Below are 13,699 nucleotides of genomic sequence, written 5' to 3'. Positions count from 1 at the left end.
ATAAAAAGCAGCAGGGAATGTATATATTATCCATTTCCGTATCGTTTATTATCAAAAAAGGAAAGAAAGCATACGCAAATTAGGTATGTGAATGCTTTTCAAAGAGAAGCGGTAAAAATGCATACGTAAAATCCATAAAAAGGAAAAAAGATAAGGAAAGCGGTAATAATTGCAAAAATTACCCATTTTCGCATCTTATTTTATCAAAAAAGGAAAGAAAGCATACGCAAACCAGGATGTGAATGCTTTTCCAAAGCTAGGCAGTATAAAATCGTACGTTAAACCCAATAAAAGGAAAAAATGAACATCCGATAGTGTGTCATTTGAAGGTTATTTAAAATTACATGATTAATAGTTGCGATAGGTAGCAGGAACTCGTTAGCAGAAACCAGGTCCTATTTCTATGTAACATATTTTCCTTATATAACGTCTAATAATTACCATTTATAGTATAATTGTGGGAAAAGTAGCTAAAAGGAGTGGGAGGGTGAAGAAGCTAGGAGGAATTAGTTTGCAGTTTATTGCTGCATGTGTGGGGATTATTATTTTTGGAGCACTGCCTTCATTGTTTATAGCTCAGGGTACAGGGGGAAGTCATATTGGGCTGTTTATAGACACACTTACTAGTATTATCAACAGCCTCATTCATTTTAACGAGATAACCTTTGAGATTAAAGGGGTGGAGTATCAGGTTTACAAATACATATTTGAGGGGGCTTTTTATTCGTTAACGCTCATTATATGTGCGCTCTTATTGGCTTATATCGTCGCTATTCTACTAACATTTTTAACGATGCAGTTTCCAAAATGGCTTCGAGAAAAAATAAAGCTTGCTATTTTCATTTTTGAATCATTACCAGATATATTAGTAATTTTGGTGCTGCAGCTTTTGATTATTACATTCTATAAAAAAACGGATCTCTTACTAATGAAGGTTGTCACAGTTGGAGACAGTCAAGCTTATTTACTCCCAATCATTTGCTTGGCAATTCTTCCAACCATTCAGTTATATCGAATGACCATCCATCTTTATGAAGAAGAATTATTAAAGGATTATGTTCTTTTAACTAGGGCAAAGGGAATTCGTCATACAATCATTTTGTGGAAGCACATTTTACGAAATACAGTTGTTTCTCTTTTCTTTCATTTGAAGCAAACAATATGGTTTATGCTTTCAACATTAGTTGTTGTTGAGCTCCTATTTAATGTGTTTGGAATTACCTATTATTTAAGAACGTATATGATACCGGAAGTGTTTACGTTTATTCTTCTCTTTTTATTTGTCCCAATCTTCATCTTTTATCATCTAGTGAAAATCATCATTGAAAAAACGGTAAAGGGAGGGGAAGCTTTGACATGATGCTTTTTAAAAATCCTCTCTTTTTAATTGGATTTATCTTTGTTGCAGGATTGTTACTTACTAGCTTTATTTATACAGCAGCTGTAGATAACGAGGTTTATCAAATCTATCACATCTATGATGAAAATAAGGAGTTGATTGACTCTGCTCCTATTGCACCTCGTAAGGAATCGTGGCTGGGGACGGACAAGCTTGGTTATGACATGTTAAGTAAGGTATTAATTGGGGCAAAGTTTACGGTTATAGCGGCTCTTCTTATTGCCTTGTTACGAATGGCTTTATCGATTCCACTAGGATTGATGCTTGGAGCCTATTTTTCAAGAGGGCAAAAATATATAAATAGTGTAGTAGATGCTTTTCACTTTATTCCACTAACGATTATTGCTCTCTATTTATTAACTCCTGTACTTAGACAGCAGCCTGAAGGCTTTGTTTATTCATTTATGGAAAGAATGACAATTGAAGTAGTAGTCCTAACTATTCTAACTGTCCCGATTTTAGCTGTTTTAATAGGAAATGAAACAAGGGAGTTATTTAAAGCAGAATACGTGATAAGCTCCAAAACATTGGGGGGATCAAGACGGCATATTCTAATAAAGCATATTATTCCAAGCTTGAAGGATCGTTTTTTTATCCTGTTTGGACAGCAATTGGTACAAACGCTAATTGTGATGGCTCATTTAGGTATCTTTAATCTCTATTTTGGTGGAACAATTCTTTCTAACGATCAGCTTGCAAGTGACCCTCCCCGATCATTTACAAATGAATGGTCTGGTTTAATCGGGGGGTCGAAACAATTTATTCAATGGGCACCATGGATTCCTCTAACACCGATTATGTGCTTTGCTTTAACGATCTTAGCAGTCACATTTATGGTCGAAGGCTTTTCTAGAGTGACTACTGGTCGCCCTGTTTATTTTAAAAAGAAAAAGAAGAAAACAATGCCTACTATAAAAAAACAGCATCCAATTGAAAAAAGCCAATTTGATTTTTTGGATAAGTTCATGTAGTAAACGTGAAATTTCGCATATGATAATAGTAGAAGTTTAGAACGTAAAAAGAAGGAGCGGATGAAAATGAGAGAAAAATGGATTTTAATCGTTTTCACTATTATAAGTTTGCTTCTTTTAGTTGGCTCTATCTTGTTTCAATTTTTAAACGAAGAAGATCCTTATCAATTTTATACCGGGCTAGGAAAAGATATTGACATTTCACCAGATGACGGGACTGTTGCATTTTCTTATTATTTAGATGGAGATGAAGCCATTTATACAGCAAAGCTTGATGGTTCGGAGCTTACGAAAGTTAGTAGCAAAGAAGAAGGGAGATTCCGGAACCCCAAGTTTTCTCAAGGTACAGAACAGCTTTTATTTCTTTCTGAGGGAATAGATGGCGTGCAAAGCTTAATGGTGATGAATAAGGATGGAAGTCATCAAAAACGGGTAACGGACGATTCTTTACATGTAAAAGATGCTGTATTTTCTCCTTCAGGTGAGACCTTGTATTTTACGGCTAAGCTTTCATCTGAAATCAATAAGATGGAAGGTGAAACAAAGGAAGGATATGATCTTTACAAAATTAATCGTGATGAAACAGATTTAGAACAATTAACAGATCAAGATCATTTTACGATGAATGAACTTTCAATCTCTGTCGATGGAGAAGAATTGTATTATAGCTTATATGAAGTAAATGAACAGCTCACTGCTTTTTCACTAAAAGATCAAACAGAAACACGTGTTGCTGATGTGAACAAAGATATGTATTCTTCAATCCTATCAAAGGATAAGAAATTACTAGCTTACACGGCAGTGACGAAAGCATCATTGAATAGCAGTTTATTTAAATATGAACTATATCTTCAAGATCTAGATACAACTGAAACAAAACGATTAACAAATTTAAACAAAAATATACAATCGCCTGTCTTTTTCCATCATGAAAACAAGTTAGCATTTCTTGAGTATACAAATTGGCCTAGTGATCCAGAGAACTATCGACTTATGACTGTCTCATTTGAAGGTGGAGATGAACAAGAAATTAACGTAAACCTACCTTCATCAACCAATCGCCATCTAGCAATGAAAACCGTGTACTTTTTATTATCAAACGAAGTAGCAACAGCGATTTATTATGTCCTGTTTTTCGTAGGGTTGATTTTATTGACTCAAAGAAGGTCAGGTAAAGTATTTCAACCCTCATTTATTAGTCTTGGTCTTTCTTTACTCTTTTTTATTGGAAGCTTTGCAATTGGTGCTATAACAAACCCATGGTATGGCATCTGGTTGGCAATGGTGGCTGTTGCTATGTTTATATGTTCACTGGTGCTCGTTTTATTCTCTTATATTGTGAGTAAGATGAGAAAAAAATAATAAAAACAGGACTTGGGAGTATCCCTAAGTCCTGTTTTTTTTTGTCATCTATCCAAGCTGTAGAAGAATAGGCTTTATCATAGCCAAGATAACTACAGGGAGGACTAACTCATGAAACCGTATCCTGTCTATCCATATTATTCTAAAAAGCAAAAGGTGAAGGAGCAGCCGATTGCTTTTCGCCTCAGCACCAAGACCGTCATCCTGGTTTTGAATATGAAATGAGCCCAAATCCTATCTCTGAATGGGAGGGGTATAAGGGAAGCGGAAAGCTAAAAAATAAGGTTGCCATCATTACAGGTGGAGATAGTGGCATAGGAAGAGCTGTTGCCTATGCATTTGTAAAAGAAGGGGCAGCCGTTGTAATTCCGTACTTAAATGAACACCGTGATGCTCAAATAACAAAACAAAGAATTGAGCAACTTGGTGGAAGATGTCTGCTTTATGCTGGAGATTTAGGTCAGGAACGAACAGCATATGAAGTTGTAAGGCAAACAATCCAGACATTTGGAAGACTAGACATTGTAGTAAATAACCATGGTATTCAAATTGTTCAGGACAGCATTTTAAATATTTCGGCTCAACAGCTAGAAGCAACGTTCCGAACGAATATATTTGCTTTCTTCTATATGGTGAAAGCGAGCTTACCATACTTAAACAATGGAAGTTCGATTATTAATACTACGTCAATTACAGCTTATCAAGGACATAAAACATTAATTGATTACTCAGCAACTAAGGGGGCCATAACAACATTTACTAGATCACTTTCATTATCACTTGTGGATAAAGGAATACGGGTAAATGGCGTAGCACCAGGACCAATCTGGACTCCACTTATTCCTTCGAGCTTTTCTGCTGAAAATGTCGCAACGTTTGGAACAGATACAAAAATGAAGCGAGCAGGTCAACCGTTTGAGCTTGCTCCAACTTATGTGTATCTGGCTTCTGACGATTCAAGATATGTGACAGGGCAAGTTCTACATGTTAATGGTGGAGATTTTAGAACATCATAAGTCAGATCAAAAGAACTAGAAATGTCCTGTGTATAACTTTTAAACAATGGAAAAAAGTCCTGTATATATTGTGGCGAACGCACGTACCCACACAAAATGTGGATAGATAATGTGGATATGTTGATAACTTTTGTGGATAACTTGTTGTTAACAGTATAATAACTTGTTAATATCTAAATTTTTGACGAATTATTGTGTATATATTGTAAATACATGTCGTTTAATTCTTTTTATCCACAATTTGAGGAAAAACCTGTGGGAACTGGACAAAATGTTCAGTTCCTTTGTTTAGGAAAAATTATAAACTGCATCAATTGTGGATCACACTTCGACATCCAGCTCCAGCAGTCTGACTTTTTGCTAAAAAAGTCAGATGCCTAGCCCCTCGAGGCGCTTGCTCTTTTGTTCTATGTGGATAATCTTTTTCTTTTTAACAAATTCTAATTTATACGAAATGAAAAAGGGCGTGTGGATATGAAAGCAACCTCATATGAATGTATTATTGTTGGCGGTGGAATCGCAGGGCTACAAGCAGCTCTTCAGCTTGGACGATACATGCACAATGTGCTTGTTTTAGATAATCAAGATGGCCGGTCCAATTTGTGCCGTGCTTATCATAATATACTTGGCTGGCCTGATGGGGTTAGTGGGGAAACGCTGAGAAGCTTAGGAAGAAAGCAAGCGAAAAGCTATGGAGTAGAGTTTGAAAAAGCCTTTGTTCATAAAACTGAGAAAAATAAAGAAAACATCCTCCTATACACAGAAGATGGAACAGTGTTTGAAGCAAAAACTTTATTATTATCCACAGGAATTAAGGATCGAATTCCAAATATTAAAAACATCGAGCCGTGCTTAGGAATCTCTATCTATGTTTGTCCAGATTGTGATGGGTATGAAGTGCGAGATCAACATGTATTGCTATTAGGTTCAGGAAAAACAGGAGGAAATTTAGCTCTAACGCTAACTTATTGGACAGACAAAATAACGTTTATCAATCATGATGAGGAACAACTTGAATCAGCACTTCTTACTAAGCTTAACCAAAAAAACATTCGTGTGATAGACGAACAGATCGAGGAAATTATCACCGAAAATGAATTTGAATTTAAAGGAGTAAAGCTAAAAAGTGGACAAATAGTAGCAGGAGATAAAGGATTTATAGGCTTCGGTGGTAACTCAGTTCACTCAGATCTTGCTGAGCAGCTTGGTGTGGAAAGGCTAGAAAATAAGCATGTTCTAGTAGATCCGCGAACAAAGGAAACAAATATCACAAACGTTTGGGCAGCTGGAGATGTTGTCGCGCATTCTGAGCAAGTCACAATTGCAATGGCTGATGGATGTCAGGCAGCTATTTGGATTCATAAGCGTTTATTGAAAAATCAATCGTAAATCCCTGTTTACTTAAGCTCCCAGTTTTGTATGATAGAAGAAGGAGTTAAAAAGGGAGGAGCTGGACATGAAGAAAGAAATCGAAGAACTATATGATGAAGTTTATGAAAAACTAGCCCAATTTCATCAAACATCATTGACCTATACACAAAAAATGTCAGACATTCCACTCAACCAGCGGGAGGAAGAATCAGAAAAGCTAGAACGAATCGAATTTGCCCTACAAGCAGCCAAAGACATCCTAGAAAACATCATGGCCCCAGGCACAAAAATGACCATCATGCACCAAAAAGGAACTATACAAATTGATTTGGATGAATGATTTTAAAAAAGCAATTATAGTTAATAGGCATTAATTACTTTGTAATATAGGAAGTTTTTCGGCAAAGATTGTTGCAATATAAAATTTTCATAACCACAGTGGAATGGAGCGGAAGACACTTGACTCCTGCGGGAGGTAGAGGAAAGGCTGAGACCCCGCAGGCAAAGCCGAGGAGGCTCAGCTTCCTCCCCGCGGAAAGCAAGTGTCTGCAGCGCAATGAAACAGCCTATTTTTTAGCTGAATTTGTATTTATAAATACAAAGTATCTATATTACTACTCCCCCTGCCTAATCTGCCCAGGAGATTTTCCCGTTAACTTACGAGTAATCTTATTCAAATAATTCGCATTCTTATATCCTACTAACTGAGCAATTTCGTCAACAGAATACTTTGTATGCTGCAAAAGCTCAATGGCTTTTTGCAAGCGGATATTCGTTAAATACTGAATCGGGGTCACACCAGTTTCTTGCTTAAACAATCTTGTAAAATGATACTTTGATAACTTTGACGCTTCCGCCATTTCTTCAGCACCAATTTCATCCTGATAGTAATTTCTCGCAAATAAAGCGGCACTAATCACCCCTTCTGACCAATCCTCCATTAATTTATCCACATTTGATAAAGCCAAGTATAACTCCATAATAAACTGATAGGAAATACTTGAGCCCTGATAGGCATTCGTGATTTTCCGTTCACGAGCATCATCATACATTTGTTTAACAAGCTTAACAGGAGCAGCCTCAGGGTGAAAACGAACAACTTGGTTGCCCTTCCTTTTAACATGCTCCCAGCATTTCTTCGCTTCGTTTCCATATAGAGTTAAATATAAAAACTCCCATTTCGTTGAATACTCGGGCAAATAGTAATGATAATGACCGGGGCTACTAACAATAAAGGCATGACCAGCCTTCAACTGATGAACCTTACCGTCTATATCTATTTCTCCTTGTCCTGACAAGGTATATTGAAAAATATATTTCTCTTGGTCTTTCCTCTCAATGCCACTCCAATTGTAAATCGTAGACTCTTGTTCTTCCCAGCCAACTGACCATATTTGTGCCACCTGATTCACATTAGGATCATTAAAACGAAAAGCAACTGCACCCGTTTTCTTATTCATAGCAAAAAAATCCCCTTTTCTTACCCTTTTTAGATGCTATTAGCAAAAAAAGACTGATATGTATTGAGTAAACAGTAATAATCATTGTTAGTTCCAATAAGTTTAAAGCGAAAACCTTAGCAAATAAGTGCTATCTCTTCATTTAATTTTACCATTGTTTGCAGCAAAATCGGAACTTACAATGAAGATAGAAAAACAAACTAATGACGACAAAGTGAAGGGTGATTTTCATGATCGAACAATTAAAAAATCAATTTAACGAGATTTTTCAACAGAATCAGCCTACAAGATCTTTTTTTGCACCAGGGCGTGTGAATTTGATCGGTGAACATACAGATTACAATGGCGGACACGTTTTTCCTTGTGCGTTAACATTTGGTACATACGCGGTTGTAGCACTCAGAAATGATCAAAAGATTCGTATGTATTCTAGCAACTTTCCTGATATCGGAATTGTAACTCTATCAACGGAAGATCCATTGCAACTTCAAAAAGAACATGATTGGGCGAACTATCCTAAAGGAGTTATGAAGGAATTTATTGATAGAGGTATAGAAATAAATAAAGGCTTTGATATCCTATTTTATGGTAATATTCCAAATGGAGCAGGTTTATCTTCTTCTGCATCAATCGAACTCGTAACCGCAGTCACTATTCAAGCCTTGTTTGAGACGAATTTTAATCGTTTTGAATTGGTGCAGATGAGTCAGCATGCTGAGAATGAATTTATTGGTGTGAGCTGCGGAATTATGGATCAGTTTGCGATTGGAATGGGAAAAGAAGATCATGCGATTTTGCTAAACTGTCAAACTCTTGATTATCAATATAGTCCGGTTGTATTAGAAAATGCCTCTTTAGTTATTGCAAACACGAACAAACGTAGAGCTCTCGCTGATTCAAAGTATAATGAAAGACGCTCGGAATGTGAACGTGCTCTTAGTCAATTACAAAAAGAGCTATCAATTCAATCTCTGGGAGATCTTACACCAGAGCAATTTGAAAATAACCGTCATTTCATCCAAAATAGCATGGATCAAAAGCGTGCCAAGCATGCAGTCTATGAAAATGCTCGAACGATTCAAGCAGTAGAAAAGCTTAAGCAAGGTGATATTGAGAGCTTTGGACAACTAATGTGTGATTCTCATACATCATTGCGAGATGATTATGAAGTAACAGGCTTTGAATTAGATACATTAGTAGAAGCCGCCTTAAATCAAGACGGTGTAATAGGATCAAGAATGACTGGAGCAGGCTTTGGCGGTTGTACAGTTTCTATCGTTCAAAATGATAAAATTGAAGAATTTATTAAAGAAGTAGGGAAGAGCTACGCAGAAAAAACAGGGTTAACAGCCGATTTCTACGTAGCCAATGTAGGAGACGGAGCAAAGGAAATTTTATAATCCGAAACGGAGGAAACAAGCATGGCAATCTTAGTATGTGGTGGAGCAGGCTACATTGGAAGTCACGCAGTATCAGAGCTTTTAGATCGAAAAGAAGAGGTAGTTGTTGTTGATAATCTTCAAAAAGGACATCTTCCGGCTGTTTTAGAGGGTGCAACTTTTTACAATGGTGATTTAAAAGATGAAGAGTTTTTAAAAAATGTGTTCAAAGAACAGGAAATTGAAGCTGTTATTCATTTCGCTGCTGACTCATTAGTAGGAGAAAGTGTTGAAAAACCTCTTCAATACTATGAAAACAATGTATATGGAACAATGTGTCTACTAAAAGTGATGACAGAATTTAACGTAAAGAAAATTGTCTTTTCTTCAACAGCTGCAACATATGGCGAAGCAGAGAATATCCCAATTGTTGAAAATGACCCAACTGTTCCAACAAACCCTTATGGAGAAACAAAGCTTGCCGTTGAAAAAATGCTGAAATGGAGTGAGCAGGCTTACGGGTTAAAATATGTAGTTCTTCGTTATTTCAACGTAGCTGGTGCTCATATGGAAGGAAAGCTTGGCGAAGATCATGATCCTGAAACACATTTAATTCCGATTATTTTACAAGTGGCTTTAGGCAACCGTGAGAAAATGATGATCTTTGGTGATGATTACCAAACAGAAGATGGAACATGTATCCGCGATTATATACACGTGACGGACCTAGCTGATGCACATATTTTAGCAATTGAAAAGCTGCGTAAGGACAACACAAGTGCAACGTATAACCTCGGTAATGGAAATGGATTTTCAGTTAAACAGGTAATCGAGACAGCAAGAACTGTAACAGGTCATCCTATTCCTGCAGAGGTAGCACCACGCCGAGCAGGTGATCCGGCTGTTTTAATCGCCTCATCTGAAAAAGCAATCAATGAATTAGGCTGGAAGCCGCAATATGCAGATCTTCACACGATTATTGAAAGTGCTTGGAATTGGTTTCAAAAACATCCAGAGGGCTATCAAAAATAATCATATCTAGTCGTTGCGAATGAAGATGAGAGGATGAAAACCATGTCAATCCACATCGATTTAGAAATAGAAAGATTGCTACAGTTTGCTCTTCAAAAGCAACTGATTACAAAATGGGACGTTGATTTATCTCGAAACAAAATTTTGGAGGTGCTGAAGCTTTCTGATTTCAAGCTTGTCGAGGTACCAGAAGAACAGCTGAATTCTCCCGTTTTAATTTTAGAAAATATTTTAAATTGGGCCGCTGAAACGGGACTTCTTCAGGAAAACACAGTCACATACCGTGATCTATTAGATACAAAGATTATGGGCTGCCTCGTCCCGTCTCAAGGTGAAATGATTCGAAGATTTAATGAACAAGTAGATCAGCATGGACCGAAAAAAGCTACAGAGTTTTTTTATCAATTCTCTCAGGATGTTCACTATATCCGTACAGATAGAATTGCTAAGAACGAGAAATGGCTTGTGAACACAGAGTATGGTGATTTGCAAATGACCATCAACTTATCTAAGCCTGAAAAAGACCCAGTGGCGATCGCTGCTGCCCGTCATATGCAAAAAAGCGAATATCCATCATGCTTGCTTTGTAAAGAAAATGTTGGCTATGCGGGAAGACTAGATCATCCAGCCCGACAAAATCACCGTATTATTCCTGTTACATTAAGGAATGAGCAATGGTTTCTTCAATTTTCGCCATATGTTTATTACAATGAGCATGCGATCGTCTTTTCTGGTGAACATAAGCCGATGAAAATTTCCGGGGAAACATTTAAAAAGCTACTTCACTTTGTTGAACAATATCCACATTATTTCCTTGGTTCGAACGCTGATTTACCTATCGTTGGTGGCTCTATTTTAAGTCATGACCACTTCCAGGGAGGTCATCATACTTTCCCAATGGAGGTAGCAGAAAAGCTACATTCATTTACGCTGAGTAAGTATCCTTCCATTGAATTGGGAATCGTGAAATGGCCAATGACTGTTTTAAGATTACAAGGGAAAAATCAAGATGAGCTTGTAGAAGCGGCAGAAGATATTTTACAGCAATGGAAAAACTACAGCGATGAAACTGTGGATGTTTTAGCGTTTACAGAAGAAACACCACACAACACGATTACACCGATTGCACGAAGAAGAGGCGATCTATTTGAGCTTGATTTAGTGCTTAGAAACAACAGAACAAATGAAGAGCATCCTTTCGGCATTTTCCATCCTCATCAAGAGGTTCATCATATCAAAAAGGAAAACATCGGTCTTATTGAAGTGATGGGATTAGCTGTTTTACCTGGAAGGTTGTTAGATGAATTAAAAAAGCTTGCTGAATGGTTACCGGATAAAGATGGCCTCGCTAAAATTGAGCAAGATGAAGAGATTAACAAACATTACGAATGGGCTCAAAAGGTAAAAACGAATTTACCAGATATCAATCAAGACAATGCCTATCAACTTCTACTTGAAGAAGTTGGCCATGTTTTTGCAACGATTTTAGAGCATGCGGGTGTGTTCAAACAAGATGAATCTGGTCAACAAGCATTTCATCGTTTTGTTCAGCATTTACAAGCACAATTAACATAATAATTGAATTTATTAGTATAAGAATCATCAAATGTGTCAATGATGCTATTAATCCCCCCTAATTTTATATATGTATGTTGCCTCCTTACTTGTAAGGAGGTGTTTTTTTGTGGTTGAGCTGAAAAAGAGTCTAACCAATATAAAGGCTAGACTCTTTCTTATATCTATCATTGTGCCACAATGACGACTTTTCCTTCGTCTAATTCTTCTTCTAGTTCCATTGCTTTATGTTGTGAAAGACCTATAGAGGTCATTCGGGTGCGAATTTGTTCACCACGAGATACAAAGATATTTGCCATTTTATCAAAGATACCTTCTTCTTTTAATCCAATACCTTTTGTGTTTGTATGTTCTGTTAAATGCTTGGAGCGATTTTCGTCATGTGCAAATAAATAAATGTGCTCCTTGTCATAACCTTCCGCTTGTAAAGTGAGAATCTTCTCAGAAGCTTGTACACCATTTTCAACAATATATGTTTTCATCATCATCAACTCCTTTGTCATTTACTTGGTTATTACCCCGAATTTACTTGGACAAACATGCATGGAAAAAAATAGCCTATAGGTCATAGAAGGTTTTTTCTATAAAAGGACTAATAGAGTTTGTTAAAATAAAAGGATAATAAAGAAAAGGTGATCGTGATGAAGATATCAATTGTGATTGTGACATATAATCGTTTGGCCGAACTTTCAGAGCTTCTTGAATCAATTGCTCGACAAACTGTACTTCCACATGAGGTGATTATTGTGAATGATGCGGGTGAAAGCATTGAGCCGCTCGTTTCTTTGTATAGTGAATTACCAATAAAAGCTGTTGAGTTAACGGAAAATGTTAAGCATGTTCGTGCAAGAAATATTGGAGTCACGCATGTAACAGGTGATTGCATCATGCTTTGTGATGATGATGATTTTATTACTGAGACTCATTTGGAAAGATCATTAAAAGAGCTACAAAACGCTGATTTCATTTATTTTGATGCCGAAATTGTTCAATTCGAAAAAAGAGGAAACACCCGCCATCCACTTAAAAGGCAGCTCTTTGCATACCAGTATGATCTTGCAGAAATGAAGAAGTTTTCAACATATGTGCCATCAGGAAGTATTTATAAAAAAGAGCTTCATGATAAAATTGGTTTATTTGATCATGACGTTCATAATTATTGGGATTGGGACTTTTTCTTAAGAGCTGTAGAGGCTTGTTCAGTGAAAAGAATACCAATGGCCAGTGTCATCTATGCATTTTCTGAAGATGGGACAAATCAGTCGGCAGATTTAGGCCTAAAGCGCAAAACGTATTTAGATCGTTTATGTGAAAAACACCAATTAGGAGATTTGCCAACGAAAAACTTCTTTGTGCTTCTTGAAGAGCCAGAAATGAAAGATCGTGAAGCAGAAACAAAACGAGTATGGGATGGACGTCCAATTTTCACGCGCTATAGCCAACAGGAGGAGAGCAATGAAATTACAAATGGATAAAAGCTGGGACAGCGTGTTAGGCGAACAATTTCAGTTTGATTATTTTAAGGAACTGTTAGAATTTTTACGTGAAGAATATGAACAACAAACCATTTTCCCTGAACGTGAAAGCATTTTTCGTGCGTTGAACGAAACTCCCTATGATAAGGTAAAAGCTGTCATTCTCGGACAAGACCCATATCATGGAGAAGGACAAGCACAAGGCTTAAGCTTTTCAGTCCAGCCGGGTGTTAAGCTCCCTCCTTCTTTACGGAATATCTACATGGAGCTTCAAGATGACATAAATTGTTCGTTACCGGAAAACGGCTCATTAGTAAAATGGGCGAAGGAAGGCGTCCTCCTTTTAAACACCGTATTAACTGTGAGAAAAGGAGAACCAGCTTCACATGCTAAAAAAGGATGGGAAATGTTCACCGATGAAATCATCAAAAAACTAGACCAAAGAAACCAACCAATTGTCTTTATCCTTTGGGGAAAGCATGCTCAGCAAAAAAAACAGCTCATCAATTCTTCAAAGCATTTCGTCATCGAAAGTGCTCATCCTAGCCCCTTCTCTGCCCGAAAAGGCTTTTTTGGAAGTAAACCATTTTCTAAAACAAATGACTATTTGCGTAGTCAACATATAGAAGAAATTGATTGGTCTTTATAGAATTTTGTTC

Annotated in this window: 12 protein-coding genes and 1 pseudogene; 11 read left to right on the top strand and 2 right to left on the bottom strand. The window is 36.9% G+C overall.

The features are described 5' to 3' along the window. The first annotated feature begins 487 nt into the window (after positions 1 to 487). The 6 genes and pseudogenes from LPC09_RS24760 to LPC09_RS24735 all read left to right on the top strand — a co-directional run bounded on the left by LPC09_RS24760 (position 488) and on the right by LPC09_RS24735 (position 6,459). On the top strand, positions 488 to 1,360 hold the full coding sequence (locus tag LPC09_RS24760) for an ABC transporter permease subunit (protein ID WP_141549639.1): 873 nt from the start codon (positions 488 to 490) through the stop codon (positions 1,358 to 1,360). Beyond that, entirely contained in the window at positions 1,357 to 2,370 is a 1,014-nt protein-coding gene (locus LPC09_RS24755) for an ABC transporter permease (protein WP_231308674.1), read from the top strand. Before LPC09_RS24760 ends, LPC09_RS24755 begins: the two co-directional genes overlap by 4 nt. 66 nt (positions 2,371 to 2,436) lie before the next feature. Further along, positions 2,437 to 3,732, top strand: a complete 1,296-nt coding sequence (locus LPC09_RS24750; RefSeq protein WP_176550947.1) for a TolB family protein — start codon at positions 2,437 to 2,439, stop codon at positions 3,730 to 3,732. Positions 3,733 to 3,843: 111 nt separating this feature from the next. Then, positions 3,844 to 4,748 (top strand): annotated as a pseudogene (locus LPC09_RS24745) (SDR family oxidoreductase). Between the two features lie 474 nt (positions 4,749 to 5,222). Beyond that, positions 5,223 to 6,137, top strand: a complete 915-nt coding sequence (locus tag LPC09_RS24740; protein WP_231308673.1) for an NAD(P)/FAD-dependent oxidoreductase — start codon at positions 5,223 to 5,225, stop codon at positions 6,135 to 6,137. A 67-nt stretch (positions 6,138 to 6,204) separates the two neighbouring features. Then, positions 6,205 to 6,459, top strand: coding sequence for a hypothetical protein (locus LPC09_RS24735; protein WP_098795163.1), 255 nt, complete (start codon positions 6,205 to 6,207; stop codon positions 6,457 to 6,459). Positions 6,460 to 6,733: 274 nt separating this feature from the next. On the opposite strand, the gene LPC09_RS24730 is transcribed toward LPC09_RS24735, so the two are convergent. Then, complete coding sequence (locus LPC09_RS24730) at positions 6,734 to 7,579, bottom strand: AraC family transcriptional regulator (RefSeq protein ID WP_098795162.1); 846 nt, start codon at positions 7,577 to 7,579, stop codon at positions 6,734 to 6,736. Between the two features lie 230 nt (positions 7,580 to 7,809). Between LPC09_RS24730 and LPC09_RS24725 the strand changes: the two genes are divergently transcribed. From LPC09_RS24725 to galT, 3 genes are read left to right on the top strand one after another with little or no spacing between them, the layout of a single operon-like run. Then, positions 7,810 to 8,979 (top strand): galactokinase, encoded by a 1,170-nt coding sequence (locus LPC09_RS24725; RefSeq protein WP_231308672.1) that lies wholly within the window; start codon positions 7,810 to 7,812, stop codon positions 8,977 to 8,979. A gap of 21 nt (positions 8,980 to 9,000) precedes the next feature. After that, entirely contained in the window at positions 9,001 to 9,990 is a 990-nt protein-coding gene (gene galE, locus LPC09_RS24720) for a UDP-glucose 4-epimerase GalE (RefSeq protein WP_231308671.1), read from the top strand. Between the two features lie 48 nt (positions 9,991 to 10,038). Then, a complete protein-coding gene (gene galT / locus LPC09_RS24715) occupies positions 10,039 to 11,565 on the top strand; it encodes a UDP-glucose--hexose-1-phosphate uridylyltransferase (RefSeq protein WP_442920050.1) in 1,527 nt (508 codons plus the stop codon). A 167-nt stretch (positions 11,566 to 11,732) separates the two neighbouring features. Here the strand turns inward: galT and LPC09_RS24710 are convergent, their stop codons facing one another. After that, positions 11,733 to 12,047, bottom strand: a complete 315-nt coding sequence (locus tag LPC09_RS24710) for a YflT domain-containing protein (protein WP_331275791.1) — start codon at positions 12,045 to 12,047, stop codon at positions 11,733 to 11,735. A gap of 159 nt (positions 12,048 to 12,206) precedes the next feature. Here LPC09_RS24710 and LPC09_RS24705 point away from each other — a divergent pair, with 159 nt between their 5' ends. Further along, complete coding sequence (locus tag LPC09_RS24705; RefSeq protein WP_231308668.1) at positions 12,207 to 13,040, top strand: glycosyltransferase family 2 protein; 834 nt, start codon at positions 12,207 to 12,209, stop codon at positions 13,038 to 13,040. Then, positions 13,021 to 13,689, top strand: coding sequence for a uracil-DNA glycosylase (locus tag LPC09_RS24700; protein WP_231308667.1), 669 nt, complete (start codon positions 13,021 to 13,023; stop codon positions 13,687 to 13,689). The genes LPC09_RS24705 and LPC09_RS24700 overlap by 20 nt, the downstream gene beginning before the upstream one ends. Positions 13,690 to 13,699: the final 10 nt, after the last annotated feature.

Origin of the sequence: Metabacillus sp. B2-18 (genome assembly GCF_021117275.1) — a bacterium.
Classification (GTDB): Bacteria; Bacillota; Bacilli; order Bacillales; family Bacillaceae; genus Metabacillus.
The sequence above is the reverse complement of the archived record's forward strand: the minus strand, read 5'-3'. Positions and strand labels throughout refer to the sequence as shown.

Coding starts and splice junctions, on each gene's coding strand:
- LPC09_RS24750 (WP_176550947.1), top strand. CDS start 2,437: ATGAGAGAAAAATGGATTTTAATCGTTTTCACTATTATAAGTTTGCTT.
- LPC09_RS24730 (WP_098795162.1), bottom strand. CDS start 7,579: ATGAATAAGAAAACGGGTGCAGTTGCTTTTCGTTTTAATGATCCTAAT.
- LPC09_RS24735 (WP_098795163.1), top strand. CDS start 6,205: ATGAAGAAAGAAATCGAAGAACTATATGATGAAGTTTATGAAAAACTA.
- LPC09_RS24700 (WP_231308667.1), top strand. CDS start 13,021: ATGAAATTACAAATGGATAAAAGCTGGGACAGCGTGTTAGGCGAACAA.
- LPC09_RS24725 (WP_231308672.1), top strand. CDS start 7,810: ATGATCGAACAATTAAAAAATCAATTTAACGAGATTTTTCAACAGAAT.
- LPC09_RS24740 (WP_231308673.1), top strand. CDS start 5,223: ATGAAAGCAACCTCATATGAATGTATTATTGTTGGCGGTGGAATCGCA.
- LPC09_RS24705 (WP_231308668.1), top strand. CDS start 12,207: ATGAAGATATCAATTGTGATTGTGACATATAATCGTTTGGCCGAACTT.
- LPC09_RS24755 (WP_231308674.1), top strand. CDS start 1,357: ATGATGCTTTTTAAAAATCCTCTCTTTTTAATTGGATTTATCTTTGTT.
- LPC09_RS24710 (WP_331275791.1), bottom strand. CDS start 12,047: ATGAAAACATATATTGTTGAAAATGGTGTACAAGCTTCTGAGAAGATT.
- galE (WP_231308671.1), top strand. CDS start 9,001: ATGGCAATCTTAGTATGTGGTGGAGCAGGCTACATTGGAAGTCACGCA.